The organism is Prevotella sp. KH2C16 (assembly GCF_900113305.1).
Classification (GTDB): domain Bacteria; phylum Bacteroidota; class Bacteroidia; order Bacteroidales; family Bacteroidaceae; genus Prevotella.
Genome location: NZ_FOOW01000018.1, coordinates 1 through 22,479 on the forward strand (window position 1 = coordinate 1; position 22,479 = coordinate 22,479).

A 22,479-nucleotide genomic window follows, 5' to 3' on the forward strand; every position below is an offset into this window, starting at 1 on the left:
CCTTTTTCTCTAAGAAAATTAATGGCCAAATATACGGCATCTATAAACTCTTTTGTTGAATTTTTATCTATAACAACGATCTTTCCGTCCGGATCAACATACCGAATAGGATTATTTAAACAATACGCATACGGACTTATCCCATGATATTTCTCAACCAGCGGATCCACGCACATCCAACGGCCGATGGAAGCGTCAAAGTGGCGGGCACCGTAGTCGTACCAGTCCAGCCCGTGCATGCGGTCGAGCTCCTTGCCGTTGTACTTATATCGTTGGGTGGAGGCAATATCTTGGCTCTCCCCCATCAGCCCGCCGAAGGGATAGTAGTGGTTCACCTGCTCAATCGCTCCGTGCTCGTCCACTACCAACCGGTTGTTGCCCAGGTGGTCCCGTACATAGAAGTGATAGGTCGGCGTGAGCTGGGAGATGCCTGTCGTTGAGGCCGGTGGATTTGGGCCTTGCGGATACGCATACGAGATATACCCTCCCTCTATGAGCGTCTGCTTCAGGGAGTCGTTCTCATAGACGAAGTTGCCGCAGTAGTCAGTCCAGGTATGCCTTAAATCAACATTCCCGGCCGTGCCCGTGCCGCCGCTGACTTGTGGGACGGCCTCTAATTTCACGATTATAAAACTGGCACTTTGCATGATAATATACTGAATGACATTCTGAGATAGTTTCTCTTCTAACTGGTTGCTCGTTTCATTAATATCTGTGGCCCCTTTATGCCTTCACTCTTAAGGTCTGTCAGACTATTTTATATGGAAGCGTTGAAGGTATGCCAAGAGTTTTTCTTACCCTATTATAATTTACGAGATAATGGTCCATAAGAAACATGTTCCCTCTTTGAAATTATCCAGAAATATATTCCTTCTTGGTTATTGTCGTATTTGTATGTATTTCTGTATAATAAATCTTGTGGTATTTTGGGGCGTTGTTTTGCAATAATATTTTTTTCATTATAGGTAAAACCGCAAATCATTGAAGGTAACTCGCACCCCTTAGGATTTTCGCATAGAATATCCTTTATGTTGCCACCCTCATCTCTATAATAATAGCCACACCCTAATTCTTTTGTGGTATCAGAAACACAACTTTGTGTTTCTAATATAGAAATACATAATGTAATTATCAAAATAAATCGAATCATTTTATCCATGGTAATATAGGAGTCAATTTCTTGTTACCGTATATGCTAATTTCAAAAGGTTTCCCTTTACCTGCAAGCTTTCTTCCTATCAGCGTTTCTATACTTCTTCCCCAATTAAGCGGATTCCTTGGATTATGCATTTCAAAGTTATATTTATCACTACAATTGACGACAAATCAGGCAAAACTATTCTGACACATCTTGCGATTTGAGTATTGGAAGAAATAAAGGACTGATGTCATTCTTAATATATAACTTATCATTTTCGTAATATAAAAGAGCTGCTCTCTTCATATAGTTTAAGCCTGGATCTATTGTATATACATTGTCGTAGGCGATGCAACTATCCGGAGAGCAGTATGATATCGGCGATTCGACACTCGACGACTTATAGAATTCTCTATTTCTAGAATATATATATACCGTCTTGCCATAGTAAGACATTAGTCGTATAATATATGCTGATTTAATATTGCTATATAAAGGTCCAACCAATAAGCCTTTGGGCTGTTTCGTTCCATTATAAGGTAACCCGTCCACTGGCAAGATTAAATACGATACATGAGAGGAAGCATCTTCCCTGATATACTTTTTTATAGCCCTTATAAAATCTTGTTTAAAGACAGACTCCAATGACATTTTGCAGGTGCAAGATGCCATTAAAATGAAATATATCACTATCGCGATTTTATTCTTGTTCATAATCTTATTTTACTATTTTTGGTAATCGTTTGATTATATCTGAGAGGGTAGTTTTACCTTGTAAGAGATTCGACCTGGACGAATCTCTTTTCATGAGATTCATGGGTAATCCTATCACTTGTCCATTTACATCTGTATATCCACGGATACCATGAATCTGTCCATCGTTTCCTATTGTGAAGACTGGCAAGCTCCCATTATTTTTCGAATAGCCTAAATCTCCATAACTGTTGTCTTCAGGGATATAATAAGAAGGTGTAGACATTCCATCTTGATGTGTATGCACTTGTCCAATTACGACAAATCTTTCATTACCCTTCCTTAGCGTTCCACCAATCAATTTATACCCACCTACATCCATTTTTGTTGTAACATCATCATTCAAATAATCTGGCAAAACTAAAACCTGATTGTTAGATAGAACAAATCCTCCAACTTCTCGACCTACTCCATTGGTCTTATAACGATAATGTTTGTCAGCTTGATTCCACATACGAGAATATCCATCTGTCTCGTTCGAGAACAAAATACTTCCATCACTTCTATATGAAGCAATCCCTCTATGTGTTCTTGATTTAAAAGATTTTCCGATATAGCGCTGTCCCTGTGCCAAATCCTTTTGAGAATGCACATTTGGGCTATATTGAAATGTATCATCTTTGTCCTTATACCAATCTACCCTCATTCCATCAGGATCAATTAACGACACAGGATTATCCAGGCAATACGCATACGGGCTGACATGATAATATTTCTCCGCCAGCGGGTCCATGCTCATCCAACGGCCTATGGAAGCGTCGTACATGCGGGCGCCGTAGTCGTACCAGTCCAGCCCGTGCATGCGGTCGAGCTCCTTGCCGTTGTACTTATATCGTTGGGTGGAAGTGAAGTTCTGGCTCTCCCCCATCAGCCCGCCGAAGGGATAGTAGTGGTTCACCTGCTCAATCGCTCCGTGCTCGTCCACTACTAATCGGTTGTTGCCCAGATGGTCCCGCACATAGAAGTGATAGGTCGGCGTGAGCTGGGAGATGTCCGTCGCTTGGTTTGCCGGACTCGTGCCTTGCGGATACGCATACGAGATGTATCCTCCCTCTACGAGCGTCTGCTTCAGGGAGTCATTCTCATAGACGAAGTTGCCACAGTAGTCAGTCCAGATATGCCTTAAATCAACATTCCCGGCCGTGCCCGTGCCGCCGCTGACTTGCGGGACGGCATCCGGCAATGGGTTGATGTAGTAGTCAGTCCTCAACTTCCGTCCTCCTTATGATTTAATATTAATTTCTATTTTCTGGCAAATATAGGAAAAAATAACAGAAAAAAGCCTTTTCGGCTTGCAATATTAAAAATTTATTGTATATTTGCCGAATAAGATTTGGCGTCAAGTTATACCGCGCACGCAAGTTGATTTGCCGCTGCCGGCAATAGATTTAGGGGTAGATATTATTAACATAAGACTATCGGGGAGCGTGGAACGACGCCTCACTCACACCCCCCCTTAAATATTCAAGAAGCCATGAAACCATTTTTTGCGACATTGATTCTTATCCTATTGTTGCCATTCGGTTTTGCGGAAGCCCAGACAACAAATCCTGCATGCAAGATTACAGGAACCGTGGTGAGCGGAGAAAGCGGTGAGGGGGAAGAGTTCGTAACCGTCAGCATCATGCCCAGCTCGGATGCCAGCAAGGCGATAGCCAAGTGTATAACCAGCAAGGACGGAAGTTTCTCCGTGAGCATTCCTGCCGTGAAGGGCAGCTATACGCTCATGGCGTCGTACCTGGGGAAGAAGGCCGACCCGCTGACATTCAGCCTTGAGGGCGGCGAGAGCGAGAAGAAGATGGATACCATAGAGCTCTTCGACGATGTGAAGATGCTGAGCGGCGTGAACATCGTGGCCCAGAAGCCTCTCGTAAAAATGGATGTAGACAAGCTCTCGTATGATGTTACCGCCGACCCGGATGCCAAGATGGCCAATATTTCCGAGATTTTGCGCAAGGTGCCGCTCGTGGATGTCGACGCCGACGGCAACATCAAGATGAATGGAACCACGAAGTTCCTCATCCTGCAGAACGGACGGAGGTCGTCCATCACCCGCAATCCGAAAGAGGTTTTGCGCAGTCTTCCAGCCCATCTCGTAAAGAACATTGAAGTGATAACCACTCCCGGGGCGAAATACGACGCCGAGGGCATCGGCGGAATCATCAACATCGTGATGCAGCCCAAGTACGAAGGACATCTCACCACTATCAGTACGGGGCTAAACACGCTGGGATACAATGCCGGCGCATACTCTACCACCAAGATAGGAAAGTTCGCCCTCGACGGCTCGCTGTCGTATAACCGCATCACGAACCCCACTGGAGAAGACAACACCCTGCGCGAGAACTACGGGTCGGAGCAGCAGAAATGGCTCAATAGCACCAACGCCCAGAAACAGAAAGACCGCACGGAGTTTGCCAACATCAATGCCAGTTACGAGATCGACACGCTCCGCCTCCTCACCCTTTCCCTGTCCGGAATGGGCGTCCAGCGGCACATGCCTTCATGGGGAACGACCGAGATGCTCAACGCCGACCGCTCGATGCCTGCCTATTCATACACAAGAAACTCCACTCCCAAGAACTCTGTCGTCAACGGCACCCTGGGCCTTGACTATCAGCGCACGAGCCGCAGGAACAAGCGGCGCGTGCACACGCTGTCCTATCAGCTCTACACCTCGCCGTCGCACGACAAGAGCACCACGCTCTACAGCGACCTCGTGAACAACACCCCGCAGGACATCATAGAGGAGATGCAGCTCTACGACAACCGCACCGACGGCCGTAACCGCAGCATAGAGCATACCTTCCAATACGACTTCACCACGCCCATCGGCAGCCGGCAGACCTTCGAGGCCGGCATGAAATACATCCTGCGCAACAACGAGAGCACCAACGATGTGTTCGATGCCAAGGCAACGACCAACGACTATGTGTTCAACGCCTCACGCAGCAACCACTACAAGAACCGCAACGACATCTTCGGCGCCTACCTGAGCTATGTCTTCCGGGGCAAGGTGTTCTCCGTCATGCCCGGCCTGCGCTATGAATACACCTATCAGAGCATTGAATACCTGGCGGGAGCCATCGGCTCCGAGGCCGACTACGACGGCCATTACGCCAACCTCGTGCCGTCGCTGAAGCTCAATTTCACGCTCGGAAAGACCGAGTCGCTCAGGCTGGAGTATGGCATGCGCCTCTCCCGGCCGAGCATCTATTACCTCAACCCCTACTTCAACGACATCAATCCGCAGAACATCAGCCAGGGAAACAGCGACCTCGACGCAGAGCGCAGCCAGTCGGTAAGCGCCACCTTCGGCAAGTTCACCCGCAAGCTCAACCTCAACCTGTCGCTGTCATACACCTTCCTCAACGACGGCATCGAGCGCGTCAGCCACATCGTGGGCGGCGACGGGGAGTATTTCGACAACCGGAAGCACTTCGCCTCGCCCGGTGCCATGTATTCCACCTTCCAGAACATAGGGCACACGCAGCGCACGGCCTTCAACTATTACCTGCGCTGGAACATCCTGCCGAAGCTGAACTGCACGATAAACGGCAGCGTGGCCTATCTTGACACCGAAGACCCTGCCCGCCGATTGCGCAACAACGGCTGGATGGCAAGCGAGTATCTCAACCTCTCCGGACGGTTGCCGGCCGACATCTCCTTCTCCGCAAGGATTGGAGCCAACACGCGCAACATCACGCTCCAAGGCAGCTCCAGCAGCTTCTGGAGCCACAGCCTCTCGCTTTCCCGGGGATTCCTGAAAGAGAAAAGGCTGACCGTAGGCATCAGCGCGAGCGACCCCTTCCGCAAGTGGGTCAGGCGGGACATCGTTACCGAGGGGACAAACTTCCGCAATGTGAACCACCAGAGATACAGCCGGCAGGTCTTCGGCATCAGCGTGAGCTATCGCCTCGGCAACCTCGGACAGTCGAAGACGCGCAGGGCAGCCCACGGAATCAATAACGACGACCTGAAGCGAGGGGAGCCGTAGCAGGCTATCAGACAGGGATGAGCCCGGCACACCGCTGCTGGACGGCCGAACGATAACGGATTCGGAATCTGCCCTTCCACATGTCTTAAGTCCGATTTTATTTTACAAAGTGCTCTAAAATAAGGCCTGTTTCCTCTCCAAGGACAGCCTTGTGGGCGAAAACGGGCTGAATTTTGCGATTTCCGCAATCGCTTGGTTTACAGCATCTTATTGCAAAACATCGATTTCGCAATCACCTCCCGAAAAGCTTTTAGCCGCCTTTTACTTTCCTTTTAGCCACCTTTTACTTTGCTTCTAACGGCTTCCGACCCGCCTTTTAGCCACCTTTAGGTGTGCAAAAAGCCGCCTTTTGTCCCGCAGGAGGTCGCCGTTTAGCTCCAAAAAGGCACTCATAGGTAGCCTCAAGGGGTGTTTCCCGACCCTATTCGGGCATTTCCCGAGGACAGGATTTTTAGACTTTATTTTTACAAACTGCCACCTATGAGAAGGCTTGCGACCTCTTCAGACGGCCTTGGTGGCCGCAGCCAGCCATGCCGTTTCTTCCTCGTCAAGATACGGGGAGAGGCGGTCGAACACCAGTCTGTGGTACTCATTCAGCCATTCCCTCTCCTCCCCGGTGAGCAGACTCATGTCTATCGGCTCGGTTTCGACGGGACAGAGCGTCAACGGCTCAAACTCCAGGAAGGTACCGAACTCGCTCTTCACGGCCTCCCTCGTCAGCAGGGTGTTCTCTATGCGCACCCCGAAGCGGCCCGCCAGATAGATGCCCGGCTCGTCGGTAACGGTCATGCCCGCCCGCAGGGGCGCCGCCACATGCTCCATGCGTATCTGGTGAGGCCCCTCGTGGACACTCAGATAAGAGCCTACACCGTGCCCCGTGCCGTGCAGGAAATTATAACCCTCCTCCCACATCGCCGCCCGTGCCACGGCGTCGAGCTGCGTGCCGCAGGCTCCGTCGGGGAAGCGGAGCGCCTGCAAACGGAGGAATCCCTTCAGCACGAGCGTGTAGACATGCCGCTGCTCGTCGGTTACGGGCCCGAGGGCGATGGTGCGGGTGATGTCGGTGGTGCCGTCCTGATACTGTGCACCGCTGTCTAAAAGGAGCAGCCCCTCGGCCTTCAGCGGCTTGTCTGATGCCTCCGTGGCCTCATAGTGCACGATGGCGCCGTGCTCCTGATAGCCTGCTATCGTGTCGAAACTAATGTCTCGGAAGAGCGGCTGCTGCCGGCGCAGCTCCGTGAGCTTGCGGTCTATGCTTCGTTCGGTCTCCCCGCCGCCCGCCACGGCGGGCTTCAGCCACCGCAGGAACTTCACCATAGCCACCCCGTCGCGGGTCATGGCCCGGCGGAAGCCCGCTATCTCGGCGGCGTTCTTCACCGCCTTCAAGTCTAGAACGGGAGATTTCGCGAAAACCACTCGTGTCCGCACGGGCACAAACTGCGGCAGCAGGGCGTTCGTCTCGTCGGGATCCATCAGGATGTTATACTCGAAATAATCCTTCAGCCCCTGCTCCACCTCCTCATATCCGCCGATACCCACTCCCTCGGAAGCGAGATACTCCGCCACCTCCCGGGGCACTTTCTCCTTATTTATATATAATGTCGTCTTGTCGGAGGCGATGAGCAGATAGGCCACGAACACCGGCACGCAATGCACATCCGTGCCGCGGAGGTTGAGCGTCCAGGCTATGTCGTCGAGTGCCGACAGCAGCATGCCGTCGCAATGCGCCTTGCGAAGCTCGCCACGAATGCGCCGGAGCTTGCTCCCCGTGGTCTCGCCGGCATATTCCAGCGGCTGCAGCTCCACCTTGTTGTGGGGTATCGGAGGCCGGTCGGGCCATATCCGGGTGAGCGGGTCGAAGTTGATGCGGAGGTTGATGCCGCCCCGGGCACGCAGTTCCATGGTCAGCCGCTGCACCGTCGCATAGGAGTTCACGCTCCCGTCGAGCCCCACGATGGCGCCGTTGATATTCTCAAGCTCCGTGCCCAGCCATTCCGCTATCGAGGGCGTGCCCGCCATCTTCAGCCTCATTAGCTGGAACTCCGTGTCCGCCAACTGTTCCTCGGCCGCCAGGAAATAGCGGGAGTCGGTCCATAGGGCGGCTTCCGCCATCGTAACCACCGCCGTCCCGGCACTCCCGTCGAAGCCCGAAATCCACTCGCGGCCCTTCCAATGGTCGGCCACATACTCACTCTGGTGGGCGTCGGTGCTGGGAAAGATGAAGGCATCGAGCTTCTCCATCCTCATCACCTCCCGCAAGGCCTCAATCCTACGACAAATTTCTTCTTTCATGATAGTTTTGCTAAATGGACTTTACAAAGATAGGAATTTTAAGAATTTATCACAAATTTAATGCTGGATAAATGTTTGACATCAAACTTTTTTTGCTAATTTTGTGGGTGAAATACTAAGATGCCTCCCGGCAACGATGTCCTTCGACATGATTTTTGCAGGGAGGCTGAATTACAGAAGATTAAATCTTTAAATATCAACAGTTATGAATTATCTAACAAACGACAAACTCCTCATCGTCGGAGCCGGAGGCATGATCGGTTCCAACATGGTTCAGAGCGCGCTGATGCTCGGTCTTACGCCCAATGTATGCCTGTATGACATCTATGAGCCGGGCGTTCACGGCGTGTTTGACGAAATCCAGCAGTGCGCCTTCCCGGGTGCCAATGTTACCTATACGGTAGATCCCGAGGTGGCTTTCACGGGTGCCAAGTACATCATTTCGTCGGGCGGAGCTCCCCGAAAGGAAGGCATGACGCGTGAAGACCTGCTCAAGGGCAACTGCAAGATTGCGGCTGAATTCGGCGAGAACATCAAGAAATACTGCCCCGAGGTATGCCATGTGGTGGTTATTTTCAACCCCGCTGATGTTACGGCACTCACCGCCCTCATCCACTCCGGCCTGAAACCCAACCAGCTGACATCGCTCGCAGCCCTCGATTCCACCCGCCTGCAACAAGCTCTCGCCCTCGAGTTCGGCGTTCAGCAAGACAAGGTTACCGGCGCGCACACCTTCGGCGGCCACGGCGAACAGATGGCCGTATTCGCCTCACAAGTGAAGATCAACGGTAAGCCATTGGCAGAAATGGGTCTTTCCAACGAGCGTTGGGAGGAAATCAAGCACCACACCGTGCAGGGAGGCTCCAACATCATCAAGCTGCGCGGCCGCAGTTCGTTCCAGAGCCCGGCCTATAACGCAGTCAAGATGATTGAGGCTGCCATGGGCGGAGAGAAGTTCACCCTGCCGGCAGGCTGCTATGTAAACGACGACAAGCTCGGCTTCAAGAATGTAATGATGGCCATGCCTACCACCATCGACGCCACCGGCGTTCACTTCGTGGAGCCCCAGGGCACCCCGGAGGAACTCGCAGAGCTCCAGAAGTCATACGAGCACCTCTGCAAGATGCGTGATGAAATCGTAGACCTGGGCATCGTTCCCGCCGTAGAAGCGTGGAAGAACGACAACCCGAACCTCTAATCAGGCTTAGAGACCGATATCACAAAGGGCAGAATCCACGAAGGTTCTGCCCTTTTTACATGGATATCGCTCATGCCGGCACGGGCAGGAAACCCCAGAAAACGCTAAAACTTGAAGGTTATCGTGCCATAGGGCACACAGTGGTTCTTGATCTTCACCGAGAAGAACAACGCCATGTCTTCTTCCGACGGGTTTCCCATGATATTGTAGAGACCAAACCGCAACAGCAGTTTAGAGCGCCGGAACTCCTTACGGAAGGAATAACTGGCGTCTATGCGGTAACGAAACGGCTCACGGGCGGTGCGGAATGTTTCCAGAGAAGGATTGTCGCCATCGGAGGAATCATAGAGAATCAATCCTGAGCGGAGGTTGCCGCCCAAGGTAACAAGCGACGACTTTCCTATATTATAGGACAAAGCCCCGTTCAGAACATGGGGTATATCATAGGCCGAAGGTATCTTTCCGCGCTCCTTCAGCTCGTCAAACCGCTCATAACTCCTGGACAGCGTATAGGACAGCTGCCAGTTGAACCGCCGCCAGCCATCGTAATAATACAGGCTTACACCGTGGCTGTCGCCCGTGCCCGTCATGATATATTTAGACCAGTCGCTGTCTTCTATATAGACGGAAGGGCGCAAGGCCAGCACATTGACGCGGCGTTTATAGTATGCGGAGAGTTCGAGAATGCCTTTCGGCGTATAGTGTTTCCAGCCTATTTCGAAGTGAGTGGCCGTACTGGGCCTGAACCCTTCTATGCTCGGCATGATGAAATCAAAGGGCGTGGCAACATCGCTTACCCGGATATGATGGAAGAATTGCTCCATGCGCGACAGGTTCGCATACAACAGGTCGTTGTTTCCGAAAGCCCACTTCAACGATATTCGTGGCTGGATACTATTCACATGCCGGTAGTTCCGGGGGATATAGCTTACATAGTTGACGCCGACCAATGCCAGAAGACGCGGCGTGATGCGGATGTGGTTGTCATAGAAAAGGGAGAATTGCTTCGTGGGCTGCCACCGGTTGGCAAGCCCCAGGCCGAAAGCCGTGAGCTCGTACTTCTCCAATACACCCTTCATTCCCCAATGCATCGTATACAAATTCCCCGGCCGATAGGTAAACTGCGTGTTGACATAGAGGCTCCTGATGCCGTTCCGGATATTCCCCACGCTGTCGGCAAGATACTCGTCTGCATAGGCGCGGATGGTATGAAGCGAGTAGGCCAGCGAGGTGGAGTTGGCTATTTTGGGGCTGATCTGGGTATTAAAGTGCAAGGCATAGAGTTGGTTCTCCCAATGCAGGATCGACTGTTTACGGCCATTCTCGGGCACATGATAGTCGTCCGTCGAGTTATAGGCCGACAGTCGGAGGGAGGTTACGGAGTCTAAATCGCAGGAAAGCTTAAGGTTGAAGTCATAGAAAGAGTGATTCATACGGTCGTCCTCGGAAACAAGACCGTCGAAAAAGTCAAGCCAGCTATGCCTTCCGCCTACCAGATAGGAGAGTCGATTCTTGATGACAGGCCCTTCGAATACCGCGGAAGCCGAAGGCATATCCAGCGAAAGCGTATTGACAAACTCCTGTTTGTTGCCGTCGCGCAAGTGTATATCCGTTACGGAAGACAGCCGCCCGTCATACTGCGTGGGAATGAAACCGTTATAAAACGATACGCTCTTCAATGCATCACCATTGAAAAGGGTCAGCATGGAGTTGATGTGTCCGGGGTCATAAATCGGGAATCCCTCCAGCAAGAACAGATTTTCGTCGGTGGCCCCGCCAGAGACGGAAATATTCATGTTGGCAGAAGTCGCCGACACGCCGGGCAAGATGCGTATCTGAGAGAACAGGTCGGCATTGCTGAACGACACCATATTAGACGGCGCCCCTTCTTCCATGTCTTCCACGCTCTTGCGACGATTCACCTGAACGGTCTTTATTTCAAACGGAATGGACGCCAACGGTATATTCACCAAACGACCGTTGTCTTCTACATCCGTGCTGGTTTCATAGGGCGCATAGCCCACATAGCTCACAGACACCTTGCAACGGCCGCGCCTGACACCCACATTAAACATCCCGTTGCGGTCTGTTACGACAAAGGCTTTCCTGCCTACATGGTCAGTGACCATGACCGTTGCGCCGAAAAGCCTTTCCCCGCTGCCTTCCTCGCGTACGATTCCCATGAGGTCAAAAAGCCTCGTTCCAAGGATTTGAATCAGGATTTTCCGTCCCGGCATGGGTATTAAACGATATTCATAGTCTTTCAACACCATGCCGAGAAGCTGACCTATCGTGGCAGATCCCGACACCCTGCAGGCCACATGCCTATCCATCTCGATAAGCGAAGCATTATAAGAGAGTACGACTTTTCCCTCTCGCTCTATCCTGTCGAACCATATACGCACCGTGGCAGGAGAGGCGTCCACCTGAACAGCCTCTTCTGCCACCGAACCCTGGCCACTGGCACCCAGGGCGGCAAATGCCAATAGGATAGTCAACAGTATCTTACGCAAACCCTCGTGCTCCTTAAACCCTGCTTACTTATGTATCCTATATTGAAGTGGGGAGATGGAATCGTAGCGACAGTTGCAGAGCAGGGCGAGCTCCCTGACGGCATCCACGGGCTCCCGTATGTTCATTTTCGTGGTGATCGCATTGTCGCCGACAAGGGCGACATCCACATCGATACGGACATCCATCTCCCTTTCAATCCGGCCGACAGCCTCCCGGATGGGCGTATTCTCAAAGACAAAGGTGTGAACGGCTTTCTCTGGGTCCAACTGAACCTTATAGCCCAGGTTCTCATCCTTCACGGACACCTGTTCTCCCTCCGTGAGTATCACGACCTGATGACCGAGCGAGACCTGCACGCGACCCGTGCTCACCGTTACCTGCTCTTGGCCCGTGGTCTCCGCATCGATGGTAAAAGAGGTACCCAGCACATCCACCCGCAGACGGCCGGCATGCACGGAGAACGGCCGGCCGGCATGCTTCACATCGAAGAAGGCCTTACCCTTCAGGGTTATCTGCCGCCCCGCCGTCTCGCCCTCCTCGGTATATTCCACGGAGGCATCGGGCGAAAGTATCACCGTAGAGCCATCCGGCAAAGTCTTCTCCTGCCTCACGGAAGTATCATTAGCATAGAGCTGCCCATGACTGGAGAACAAACCACCGTAGGTAAAGACCCCTAACAGCAACAGCACCGATGCCGCTATGGCAAGCACGGGATACAAGCTGCGCACGAGCGGTTTGCGCCGGGGAGCCTCCAGACGAGGCTCCACCTTGCGCCATGCTGCCGCAATGTCTAACTTCAGGTTCCTGTCGTCGGAAGACAACTTGACCACCAGCTGGCTCAATCGCCGATACTCCTCTCCGTTCTCTGCCCTGTAAGCATCAAGTTTTTCCTGCTCTCCGGGCGTCAAAGGCTCGTCGGAGAAGTGGCGTGCCAGTATTTCATCTATGTTTATCGCAGTATCCATAAGCTGGTTTTAATTAATTGTGGCAACAATAGGAGGGTGAACGGATGCTTGGCAGAATAGTTCCGGATAATCCTGAAAGCCTTACCGATATGATTCTCCACCGTTTTTTCCGAAATGCCGAGGGCCTCGGCAATCTCTTTATATTTCATTTTCTGCAGTTTGCTCATCATGAAGACATCACGGCATTTCGGCGGCAAGGCCGCAAGCACATGTTCGAGCAGCGACTCATAGTCGGTTCCGGGCTCCTCATCCTCCGGTTTTCCGGACACGGCGATATACTTGTCGTCGATGGAAACGATTGCCATCCGTTGCCGCTGGCGCAGGAAACTGATGCTGTTGTTCCTGACCGCAGTCTTCAGATAAGCCCCCAGTTCCTCGTCGGGAAGCTGATCCTTTGCATGATTCCACACGCTTACGAACAAGTCCTGCACGATATCCTCGCAGTCGTCAGGGTCGGAAACATATCCGTGTGCTATATGGCATAGCACCGGATAATATTTCTCGAATTGCGCCTTGAAATGTTTCTTTCTGTCTGTCTTCATGAGAGTTTTTCATATTTCTTCCCACCTTAGAACTTCAGGCTTACGCCTGCCGTCAGGAAGCCCTTATAGCCCAAGCCGGCCTCTACGAAGCCGCCGACACGGTCGTTACCGACGCGAAGGGCGATAGGATTTACCTGAAAGGCGAAGTCGGTGGAAGTCTCGGCCTTGGCCTGAGCCTTGGTCTTGCCGAGCTCGGTCAGCCCTTTTTCCTTGGTACGGGTGAAGTCTACGCCGGCAGCCACCGTTCCATAGAGCTCTATGATGCCCTTCTTGAAATATACCATTTCGCCTACTGGCATCACGAGGAAGTTCTGCTGCGTCTCCTTCACATCTTTTGTTACCTCCGCGTTCTTGCCGCTCGCATAGCTCACCTTGCTGGACACAGAGGCAAAACCTAAGTCCAGACCTACACGGAAGCGGTTGATGTGATACCTGTAACCCAGCCCGAACACGCCGCTCGACTGCTCGTCCGTACGCTGTGTTCCCGTCAAGGCATCCCCCAGGCCAATGCCCCAGAAGCTTGCGGTACCGAGCGTGAGCCCGTCGCTATATCCGAGCCTGAACTCATTGCGGTTTGCCGAGCCATACTTGCCATCTGACTGGGCTGCCGCCTGACCTAAACTTGCCAACAAGCACAAAGATAGTGCAAAAATCTTAATTTTCATTGCTTTTTATTTTAAATTTGAGTTATTCTGCCAGAAACATCCTTTTTCCAGAGGGTTCCGCCTTAGTAACTCTCACCAATGCGAAAACCCCTATTCAGGAAACTGCCTTTTCTTGAAATCAGGAAATACAGGACTTTTATCATCCGGTTATCCCCTGCCGACCAAGCTATGGATTCCCGAAAAAAGAAAGACGGCCTTCCGGCTGATAAAATCGGCGAATTTGAACGACAAAATCGGCGAAATTGTGCCACAAAATCGCCGATTTTGTCAACCGACTGGTATCCATGAGCATCGTAAGACCTCACCTTCTGCCATCCGAGCCACAACATCCCTCCAAACACACACACCCGGACAAATCTTCTTTTTTCACCTTTTTTAAAAGCGTTTTCCCATTATAATCCGTGGTTTATGCGTACCTTTGCAGGACGAACAAAAAGGTAAAGGCAAAAAGAAAATGAAAATCATCAAGAATAAAAACTACGGAGGAGAACGCCCCTTGTTCGGCATTCAGGACACAAGATTAGAAAACATCATTATCACCGACGGCGAGTCGGGCATCAAAAGCTGCCGGAACCTGGAGTGCGACAACTCCAAGTTCTATGGCAAATACCCCTGGTGGCATGTAGACGGGTCGGTCATCACCCACTGCTACTTCGCCCCCGAAAGCCGTAGTGCCATCTGGTATTCCGACAACATGCAGATGAAGGACTGCGTGATAGACGGGCCGAAGTTCTTCCGCGAGATGCACAACCTCGAGCTGGAGAATGTAAAGATCAACGACGCAGATGAGACTTTCTGGAAGGTAGACGGCCTGAAGCTGAAGAATGTGGAGCTCCACGAGGGCACCTATCCCTTCATGTTCTCGACCGACATCTATGTCGACGGGCTCAAGAGCGATGCGAAATATGTATTCCAGTATTGCAGGAATGTGGAAATCCACCATGCCGACATCCTCACGAAGGACTCTTTCTGGGAGTGCGAGAATGTCGTCGTCTATGACTCCAGCCTCAACGGGGAGTACCTGGCATGGCATTCCAAGAATGTAAAGCTCGTGCGCTGCCACATCAGCGGCGAACAGCCTCTGTGCTATATGGACGGTATCACGCTCAAGGACTGCACCTTCGACGCTGCCTGCGACCGCGCCTTTGAGGACAGCCGCAACATCCAAGCGGAAATCAAGGGAGCCATTACCGAAATCAAGAACCCCGTCAACGGCCGCATCGTGGCCGACGAAGTGGGCAAGATTACCTACGACGAGTTTGCCAAAGGCCACGACTGCACAATAGAAACACGATAGATGAAATACGATTTTGACAAGGAAACCATCCGCCGCGGCACCCAATGCGTGAAATGGGACGAAGCCGCCGACCCTGAGGTGCTGCCCATGTGGGTGGCCGACATGGACTTCGAGGTGGCACCCTGCATTGCAGAAGTGCTCCAGAAACGCGTTGCCCACGGCATATTCGGCTATGCCCTGGTGCCGGAAAGCTATTATGAAGCCGTCATCGGCTGGTTCTCCCGCCGGCACGGGTGGAACATCCAGCGCGACTGGATACTCTATACCTCGGGCGTAGTACCCGCCATGAGCTGCGCCATCAAGGCTCTCTGCATGCCCGGCGAGAAGGTGCTCATCCAGACGCCAGTGTACAACTGCTTCTTCTCGAGCATCCACAACAACGGCTGCCAGGTGGTGGAAAATGAGCTCCGGCGCACGGGCGACACCTACGAGATAGACTTCGAGGATTTCGAGCGGAAGTGCGCCGACGAGAAGACCACGCTCTTCCTGCTCTGCAATCCCCACAATCCGGCCGGACGGGTGTGGTCGAAAGCCGAGCTGCAGCACATGAACGACATCTGCATGAGGCACGGCGTGCGCGTCGTCAGCGATGAAATCCATTGTGAGCTGGTGATGCCGGGCTGCGTTTACACGCCTTTTGCCGCCGCCGCCGACGACTGCCAGCGCAACTCCATAACGCTCTCCTCGCCCTCAAAGAGCTTCAACACCGCCGGACTTCAGATTGCCAACATCGTCTGTCAGGACGCGGAAGTCCGACGGAGAATCGACCGCGCCATCAACATCAACGAGGTCTGCGATGTCAATCCGTTCGGCCCCATCGCGCTCGAGGCGGCCTATAACGAGGGCGAGGAGTGGCTCGACGAGCTCAACCAGTATCTTTACCAAAACTATCTTGCGCTCAAGGAGTTCTTTGCAAACCGCCTGCCGCAGCTTCAGGTGATGCGCCTCGAGGGCACTTATCTGGTCTGGGTAGACATCAGGAGCCTCGGCCTTTCGTCCGACGGGCTGACGGAGAAGCTGCTCAACGAGGGCAAGGTATTTGTCAACAGCGGCACGATGTATGGCCGCAAGGCGGGCGAAGGCTACATCAGAATCAACATTGCCTGTCCCCGAAGCCGCATGCTGGAGGGACTGGAGCGCATCGCCACCGTGATTGGAAAGTTGAATAAGAAGTAAGGAACAAGAAGTAAAGAATATGCTCAATCGCAAAGATTTCCGTTTTGAGATATGCGCCAACGGCGTAGAGAGCTGCATCGCCGCACAGGAAGGCGGCGCCGACCGTGTGGAACTGTGTGCCGGCATTCCGGAGGGAGGCACCACCCCGTCGTATGGTGAGATAAAGCTTGCCCGCAAGGTGCTCACGAGCACCCTCCTACATGTCATCATCCGTCCGCGCGGAGGCGACTTCCTCTACTCCGAATTGGAATTGCAGCGCATGGAGGAGGACATCGACATTGCCCGCGAGCTTGGTGCCGACGGCGTGGTCTTCGGGTGTCTGCAGGCCGACGGAAGCATCGACATGGAGGCCAACTGCCGTCTGATGGCACACGCCAAGGGACTGAACACCACCTTTCACCGTGCCTTCGACCGCTGCAACGACCCCGAAAAGGCCTTGCAACAACTCATAGGTCTCGGATTTAACCGGGTGCTCACCTCCGGACAAAGGCCTACCGCTGCCGAAGGAGCCGACCTCCTGCGACGCCTCAACAAGCAAGCCGCCGGAAGAATTACGATTCTTGCGGGCTGCGGAGTCAACGAGAAGAACATCAAGGAGCTGCACGACAAGACCGGAATCCACGAGTTTCATTTCTCCGCCCGCGAACGGCGGAAAAGCGGGATGCAGTACTCCAATCCCGAAGTGTATATGGGTGCCAAGGGTGCCGACGAGGAATCGCTCGACTACACCACGGCCGCACGGGTTAGAAAGACAATAGCCGCATTGCTCGATTGAGCCCGCGGCTATTGTCCTTGGTTATTTTTCCGTGAAATAATTCACTTTCACTTCCTGCCCATTCTTATCCAGCACCCTCAGCCGGAGCTGTCCGCCATTGTGGTCGAAGTAGCGCACATAGAGCGGATGGAGCCCCCGCTTCATGGCATGCTGCCCTATAATCTCGCGCGCAGAATGCTCCCCGTCGTTGTCTACGACCATCTTATCGTCAATTTTCAGGTAGCTCCCGTCATCGGAAAGCAGGGCAAAAGTATAGATATCGTCGGCCGGCACCTCGACATATCCGGTTATAATGAGCCCGATATTGCCGCTTGCCTCCTTGGGGATGCTCACTTCCGGCACCTCATAATGCCCGTTGAGCTTCACCTTGTCTATGCCTGCACAGTCCGCGCCATCGTAGTCATACCACGCGGCCTTCAGTCCTGGCTTCACGGACGGCATACTCACGGCCGGCGCAAAGTCCTCGCGAATCCAGCTGGCTTTTACGAAATCGCCCTTGCGTCCTTCCTTCGTGAAGGTGCGGAAGGTGAAGTCGATAGGCTCCGTAACCGCAAAGGGGCCGGTATAGAGCTTGGAATCTGCCTGCGGAATGCTGCCGTCGGTGGTATAGCGGATGACGGCCGACGGATCCTGACATTGCAGGTTCACCTCCCCGCGGTCGGTAAACACATTGGTATTATAGAATCCGGTGAGGTCGGGCGTGCGATAGTTCACGCCCAGAAGGTGCAGGCGGTCATAATGGCCGGCCAGTCGGTGCTGAAAGTCTTGCAGGTTCATCACCTCCGGACGGCTCCATCCCAGCTCCGCAACGGCTATCATCCGTGGGAAAGCCTGATACCACATGCGCTCGAAAGTGGGCACCCACTCCGTCCAAAGACAGCCCTGCACACCGAGCACAAGGCCTTTTTCCGCATCGGTAAGCCCTCCGCCCAAGGGGTTGAAAGCATAAATCTTCGGAATGGAGTTCATGTCTTCCTCATAATCTATATAGAATTCTTTATTAGGCGCACAAATAAAGCGATTGCCGTGGGAGGTTGCCTGCTTGGGAGCCAGCGGCTTCCAACTGCGCCACCACATGATGGTAGAGGTGGGCGTAAGGCCTCCCTCAATGACATCATCCCATGCCAACATCTCCTTTCCGTTGGCATTGAAGAACTGCTCCATATAGTTATTGAACCAGGTCTGTAACTGCGGCTCGGTCGTCAGGCCGTTTTCCTTCATGCGTTTCTGGCAATCGGGGCATTCTTTCCAGTACTTCATGTCCGCCTCGTCGCCGCCGATATGCACATATTTTGAGGGGAAGAGCCCGAAGACCTCCCGCCATACATCCTTGCAGAAATCGAGCATTTTGTCCTTGCCCGGGCACATCGGCGTGGTGAAGAGCTTGCCCCAGCCCGTCTTCTTGAAGCAGGAGATCCCGTCGTAATTGGCTATGGCCGCCAGACTATGCCCCGGCATGTCGATCTCTGGGATGACCTCTATGCCCCGCACGGCGGCATAGTCTACGATTTCCCGAATGTCCTGCTGTGTGTAATAACCGCCATACTGCTGCTCGCCGGCAGCGGTGCGGCGGATTTTCGAGGGCTGAATCTCCAGTTCCGGATTGTCCTCCGCCTTGGCACGAGCCATGCAGATGGAGTCTTGATTGTTGAAGGTGCGCCACGCCCCGTTGCTCGTTAGCAGCGGATACTTCTTTATTTCGACGCGCCAACCTTGGTCATCGGTAAGATGCCAGTGGAATTTATCAATCTTGTAGAGAGCCAGTACATCAAGCAGAGCTTCCACCTCGGCCTTCGTGAAGAAGTGGCGGGAGCAGTCGAAGTGCATACCTCGCCAGTCGAAACGCGGTTCGTCGGTAATGGATACATAAGGCAAAGTCCAGCGTTTACCCGCAACAGGCGATAAAGACTCTATCTCCCCGGCAAACAACTGGCGCAGGGTGGCAATGCCGTTGATGACTCCCCGATAGGTGTTTCCCTCTATCCGCACGCCGTTCTTATGCACCCGCAGAGTATAAGAACCCTTCTTACCCGCAGCAGTAAGTGCCAGCTGGATGGTGCCCTTACCCTTCTTCAGCTTCATCGGATAGCCCGTGGCCTTGCCGATCATGCGCGACAGATAGTCGGCAGCCGGCCTCAACTGTGCGTTCTCGTAGCTGATGGTAGCACCTTTCGACAATACGAACTCGCCTGTTCCCCACTCCACCTTGACGGGCTGGGGAATCAACGCAGGCCTCTGGGCCATGGCCGTCATGCCGAGTAGCAAGAGGCACAGCGAAACAAAAAGCTTAGTATATTTCATAATTACAGGTTTTTATTCTGTACAAAGTTAGCAAAAAAACTCCAGATTCTGCCTGTGAAACCCGTAAAAGGTAAAAAGCTCTTGAATAAAACATTCCTTCCAGACCATCATTTAGCGTTTTTTTTCATAACTTTGCCTCATCCTTAATTCAAATATTTATGTCCGAAATGAAAAAGATACTGATATTCATCTTCTGCAGCTTGTCGCTGGCTGCACCGACCCAGACAAGTCAAAGTCATATCCGTGATAACATATCCGACTACACAAGCTTCCTGCAAGGGCAGACGACTACGCCCTACGACTATATCAAAGGCAAGTTCAGGGACTACGATGTGGTAGCCCTCGGCGAGGACCATTGGGTCAGCGACCACATGAAGTTTCTGTCCTCGTTCCTCCAAGAAGCGGAGAGCGACACCACATTTCACATCGACGCGCTGGCCTGGGAGAGCGGAAACATCATAGACCAGGGCAAGGCCGACACCCTCATGGCAGCCCCTTCCTTCCGAGAAGAGCTGGCCCTCCAGATACTCCGGGATGCCGCCGACACCTACGGATGGCCGTATCGGGAGGCCGTAGACGCGCTGAAGGCACTGTGGCACTACGCCAAGGTGCAGAAGAAACGCACCCGTCTCCTGCTCTTGGACCCGCCCTATATGCTTCAGGCTCTCGACGGAGAGAAGTATCATTTCACGCTCAGTCGCGACCAGTCGATGGCCAACCGGATAACCGGCTACATCCAATCCGGGCGCAAAGTGCTGTTCTATGCGGGTTCCGCCCATACGCAAAACCAGTTTCACGCCGTCTTCCTGCAGAGATACGGGCGGTATGCCGTCCAGGCCACGGCGGGCAAGATACTCAAGACGCTCTATCCCCGCAAGGTCTTCTCCATCAAGTTGTGGGGCGGGCTCATGGGCAGCAACGGCTATATGCCCAGCAACGACTCCTTCAGATGGCAACGATGCGGCGACGGGAAAGCCGACGAGGCCTTTGAGCGCAACGGCAACAAGCCCTTGGGATTCGACATCGCCGACAGTCCGTTTGCCGACATGAAGGTCAACGACTACTTCCATTTCTCATACACCGAGCAGATGCTGAGCACGACCAACGGAAGTCCTTTCCGGGAGGCGGAGACCCTGAAAGACCGGATAGACGGCATCATCTTCCTCCATTCCGTCAGCAAATTCACCATCCCGCACATAGAGCCGTCCGTCTTCAACGATGCCTTCATCCGACGAATCGGCAAGCGCACGGGCGGAAGCGTCAAGTCTCTTGCCGATGTCTATGCACTCATTCAAGAAAAACACCCTACCCTGGCACCCGAAATCGAGCGGCTGAAGACACTGCCCAAACAATAGGAAGAAAAGCGAGGGGCGGTTCGCCAGATTCCTAACAGCCGTCAGGAGCCTGACAAAATCGGCGATTTTGTCCCATGATTTCGGCGATTTTGTCCTTCAATCTCGCCGATTTTGTCAGACGGACAGCGGCCTTTTAGAAGACGGCCGCCCATTCTTCGGTATGTCAAAAACCATAGAAAACAAAAAAGGGAGCCGTCTCCGGCTCCCGAATCTCTTATCTACAGGACTAAAGCGATACATCCGAGAGTATCTTCCGGGTGGCTCCCGTCATGCGTTCCACAAACTTTCCGGCCGCCTCACCGCTCTGTTTCAGGAAGTCGGCATCCGCCTCTAAGCGGGTCATCAGCTTCCCGAAGCTCGCGGAGTCCTGAATCTCGAAACCGCCTCCGGCTGCCAGCAGCCCCTGCGCCTCCTGAAACTTCTTATTGTTGGGGCCGAAGATGACGGGCATGTCCCATACCGCCGCCTCGAGCACATTGTGTATGCCGACGCCGAATCCACCGCCTACATATGCCACGCTGCCGTAGTGGTAGATGCTGGAGAGCAGTCCGAAGCAGTCGACAATCAGGCAGTCGGCCTCCCCTGCACTCTCCTCCGTGGCCTGCGTATAGCGCACGGTCTTGCGGTCGAGGCGGTCGAGAATCTGCTTCAGGTGTTCCTCCCCGATGACATGGGGCGCTATGATGAGCTTCCAGTCCTTGCGCGCATTCAGGTAGTCGATGAATATCTCCTCGTCGGGAGGCCACGAAGAGCCGGCCACGAAGACCTTCGGAGCTGCGTCGCTCACGCTTACCCCCTGTTCGGGAGAGCGAGGGCCGCTGCCGACAAAGGCCTCAACGATGGGCAGCCGTTTGGCTGCCGCCTTGATTTGGAGCACCCGGTCGAAGCGGGTGTCGCCGACCACCGTCACGCAATCAATGCCGATGGTATGGAGCAGCGACTTGCTGATCTTGTTCTGCACATAGAAATGCGAGAAGCAGCGGAGCACGCGCCCGTAGGCCGATCCATACCAGCGGAAGAAAATCTGGTCGCGACGGAAGATGCTGCTCACGCTGTAGGTGGGTATGCCGCGATACTTCATGATGTGCAGATAGTTGTACCAGAACTCGTATTTGATGAAGAACGCCATCACGGGACGCACCGTGCGCAGGAACTCACGGGCGTTGCCGACGGTGTCGACGGGCAGGTAACAGATGATGTCCGCTCCCTGATAGTTCTTCCGCACCTCGTAGCCCGAGGGCGAGAAGAAGGTAAGGAGAATCTTATACTGCGGGTGCTCGGCGCGTATCTGCTCCATCAAAGGGCGTCCTTGCTCAAACTCCCCGAGCGACGCTGCATGAAACCAGATGTACCGGGCATCAGGGTCTACCTTCTCGCGAAGCACCCGCACAGCCTCGCGCTGCCCCCGCCACATCTTCCTCACCTTATCGGAGAAGAGGCTTGCCACGGCGATGCCGAACTGCATCAAATACATTAATATATTATACATACCTATAACCTGACGCTATCTT

General features: G+C 53.2%; 16 protein-coding genes. 6 read left to right on the plus strand and 10 right to left on the minus strand.

Translation table 11 applies throughout. The features are described from left to right. The 3 genes from BM114_RS10580 to BM114_RS14745 form a co-directional block, all read right to left on the minus strand. Positions 1 to 647, minus strand: a 647-nt coding sequence (locus BM114_RS10580; RefSeq protein ID WP_143089308.1) for an RHS repeat domain-containing protein, incomplete at its 3' end; no start/stop codon positions are given. A gap of 155 nt (positions 648 to 802) precedes the next feature. Next, positions 803 to 1,159 carry a hypothetical protein gene (locus BM114_RS14150; protein ID WP_143089309.1) on the minus strand — a complete coding sequence of 119 codons (357 nt, stop codon included), beginning with the start codon at positions 1,157 to 1,159 and terminating at the stop codon, positions 803 to 805. Between the two features lie 697 nt (positions 1,160 to 1,856). Further along, a complete protein-coding gene (locus BM114_RS14745) occupies positions 1,857 to 3,101 on the minus strand; it encodes an RHS repeat-associated core domain-containing protein (RefSeq protein WP_092113280.1) in 1,245 nt (414 codons plus the stop codon). Positions 3,102 to 3,365: 264 nt separating this feature from the next. On the opposite strand from BM114_RS14745, the gene BM114_RS10595 reads away from it, so the two are divergent. Beyond that, positions 3,366 to 5,888: a TonB-dependent receptor domain-containing protein gene (locus BM114_RS10595; protein WP_092113282.1), complete on the plus strand. Its 2,523-nt coding sequence runs from the start codon at positions 3,366 to 3,368 to the stop codon at positions 5,886 to 5,888. A 501-nt stretch (positions 5,889 to 6,389) separates the two neighbouring features. On the opposite strand, the gene BM114_RS10600 is transcribed toward BM114_RS10595, so the two are convergent. Continuing rightward, positions 6,390 to 8,180, minus strand: a complete 1,791-nt coding sequence (locus BM114_RS10600; RefSeq protein ID WP_092113284.1) for an aminopeptidase P family protein — start codon at positions 8,178 to 8,180, stop codon at positions 6,390 to 6,392. 205 nt (positions 8,181 to 8,385) lie between these two features. On the opposite strand from BM114_RS10600, the gene BM114_RS10605 reads away from it, so the two are divergent. After that, the gene (locus BM114_RS10605) at positions 8,386 to 9,378 is read left to right on the plus strand and encodes a malate dehydrogenase (RefSeq protein WP_092113286.1); all 993 of its coding nucleotides are present in this window, start codon (positions 8,386 to 8,388) and stop codon (positions 9,376 to 9,378) included. A 104-nt stretch (positions 9,379 to 9,482) separates the two neighbouring features. Here the strand turns inward: BM114_RS10605 and BM114_RS10610 are convergent, their stop codons facing one another. The 4 genes from BM114_RS10610 to BM114_RS10625 are packed head-to-tail and all read right to left on the minus strand — an operon-like array spanning position 9,483 to position 14,064. Next, the gene (locus BM114_RS10610) at positions 9,483 to 11,891 is read right to left on the minus strand and encodes a TonB-dependent receptor (RefSeq protein WP_092113287.1); all 2,409 of its coding nucleotides are present in this window, start codon (positions 11,889 to 11,891) and stop codon (positions 9,483 to 9,485) included. Positions 11,892 to 11,915: 24 nt separating this feature from the next. After that, positions 11,916 to 12,857, minus strand: coding sequence for a FecR family protein (locus tag BM114_RS10615; RefSeq protein WP_092113289.1), 942 nt, complete (start codon positions 12,855 to 12,857; stop codon positions 11,916 to 11,918). Further along, on the minus strand, positions 12,842 to 13,399 hold the full coding sequence (locus tag BM114_RS10620) for an RNA polymerase sigma-70 factor (RefSeq protein ID WP_092113291.1): 558 nt from the start codon (positions 13,397 to 13,399) through the stop codon (positions 12,842 to 12,844). Before BM114_RS10620 ends, BM114_RS10615 begins: the two co-directional genes overlap by 16 nt. Positions 13,400 to 13,425: 26 nt before the next feature. Next, positions 13,426 to 14,064, minus strand: coding sequence for a hypothetical protein (locus BM114_RS10625; protein WP_092113292.1), 639 nt, complete (start codon positions 14,062 to 14,064; stop codon positions 13,426 to 13,428). 454 nt (positions 14,065 to 14,518) lie between these two features. Here BM114_RS10625 and BM114_RS10635 point away from each other — a divergent pair, with 454 nt between their 5' ends. From BM114_RS10635 to BM114_RS10645, 3 genes are read left to right on the plus strand one after another with little or no spacing between them, the layout of a single operon-like run. Next, positions 14,519 to 15,361: a DUF3737 family protein gene (locus tag BM114_RS10635; protein ID WP_092113295.1), complete on the plus strand. Its 843-nt coding sequence runs from the start codon at positions 14,519 to 14,521 to the stop codon at positions 15,359 to 15,361. Then, the gene (locus BM114_RS10640) at positions 15,362 to 16,537 is read left to right on the plus strand and encodes a MalY/PatB family protein (protein WP_092113296.1); all 1,176 of its coding nucleotides are present in this window, start codon (positions 15,362 to 15,364) and stop codon (positions 16,535 to 16,537) included. It begins immediately after the preceding gene. 19 nt (positions 16,538 to 16,556) lie between these two features. Beyond that, positions 16,557 to 17,312, plus strand: a complete 756-nt coding sequence (locus tag BM114_RS10645; protein ID WP_092113298.1) for a copper homeostasis protein CutC — start codon at positions 16,557 to 16,559, stop codon at positions 17,310 to 17,312. A gap of 21 nt (positions 17,313 to 17,333) precedes the next feature. Here BM114_RS10645 and BM114_RS10650 read toward each other — a convergent pair whose 3' ends face one another. Then, positions 17,334 to 19,613 (minus strand): family 20 glycosylhydrolase, encoded by a 2,280-nt coding sequence (locus tag BM114_RS10650; protein ID WP_092113299.1) that lies wholly within the window; start codon positions 19,611 to 19,613, stop codon positions 17,334 to 17,336. Positions 19,614 to 19,780: 167 nt separating this feature from the next. Here BM114_RS10650 and BM114_RS10655 point away from each other — a divergent pair, with 167 nt between their 5' ends. Beyond that, positions 19,781 to 20,968, plus strand: coding sequence for a hypothetical protein (locus BM114_RS10655; protein WP_143089310.1), 1,188 nt, complete (start codon positions 19,781 to 19,783; stop codon positions 20,966 to 20,968). A 226-nt stretch (positions 20,969 to 21,194) separates the two neighbouring features. Here BM114_RS10655 and BM114_RS10660 read toward each other — a convergent pair whose 3' ends face one another. Next, on the minus strand, positions 21,195 to 22,457 hold the full coding sequence (locus BM114_RS10660) for a 3-deoxy-D-manno-octulosonic acid transferase (protein ID WP_092113302.1): 1,263 nt from the start codon (positions 22,455 to 22,457) through the stop codon (positions 21,195 to 21,197). Positions 22,458 to 22,479: the final 22 nt, after the last annotated feature.

What these genes read in the sequence shown, in the direction of transcription:
- BM114_RS14150 (WP_143089309.1), bottom strand. Translation starts at nt 1,159, where the DNA reads ATGGATAAAATGATTCGATTTATTTTGATAATTACATTATGTATTTCT.
- BM114_RS10595 (WP_092113282.1), top strand. Translation starts at nt 3,366, where the DNA reads ATGAAACCATTTTTTGCGACATTGATTCTTATCCTATTGTTGCCATTC.
- BM114_RS10600 (WP_092113284.1), bottom strand. Translation starts at nt 8,180, where the DNA reads ATGAAAGAAGAAATTTGTCGTAGGATTGAGGCCTTGCGGGAGGTGATG.
- BM114_RS10605 (WP_092113286.1), top strand. Translation starts at nt 8,386, where the DNA reads ATGAATTATCTAACAAACGACAAACTCCTCATCGTCGGAGCCGGAGGC.
- BM114_RS10615 (WP_092113289.1), bottom strand. Translation starts at nt 12,857, where the DNA reads ATGGATACTGCGATAAACATAGATGAAATACTGGCACGCCACTTCTCC.
- BM114_RS10620 (WP_092113291.1), bottom strand. Translation starts at nt 13,399, where the DNA reads ATGAAGACAGACAGAAAGAAACATTTCAAGGCGCAATTCGAGAAATAT.
- BM114_RS10625 (WP_092113292.1), bottom strand. Translation starts at nt 14,064, where the DNA reads ATGAAAATTAAGATTTTTGCACTATCTTTGTGCTTGTTGGCAAGTTTA.
- BM114_RS10635 (WP_092113295.1), top strand. Translation starts at nt 14,519, where the DNA reads ATGAAAATCATCAAGAATAAAAACTACGGAGGAGAACGCCCCTTGTTC.
- BM114_RS10640 (WP_092113296.1), top strand. Translation starts at nt 15,362, where the DNA reads ATGAAATACGATTTTGACAAGGAAACCATCCGCCGCGGCACCCAATGC.
- BM114_RS10645 (WP_092113298.1), top strand. Translation starts at nt 16,557, where the DNA reads ATGCTCAATCGCAAAGATTTCCGTTTTGAGATATGCGCCAACGGCGTA.
- BM114_RS10650 (WP_092113299.1), bottom strand. Translation starts at nt 19,613, where the DNA reads ATGAAATATACTAAGCTTTTTGTTTCGCTGTGCCTCTTGCTACTCGGC.
- BM114_RS10655 (WP_143089310.1), top strand. Translation starts at nt 19,781, where the DNA reads ATGAAAAAGATACTGATATTCATCTTCTGCAGCTTGTCGCTGGCTGCA.
- BM114_RS10660 (WP_092113302.1), bottom strand. Translation starts at nt 22,457, where the DNA reads ATGTATAATATATTAATGTATTTGATGCAGTTCGGCATCGCCGTGGCA.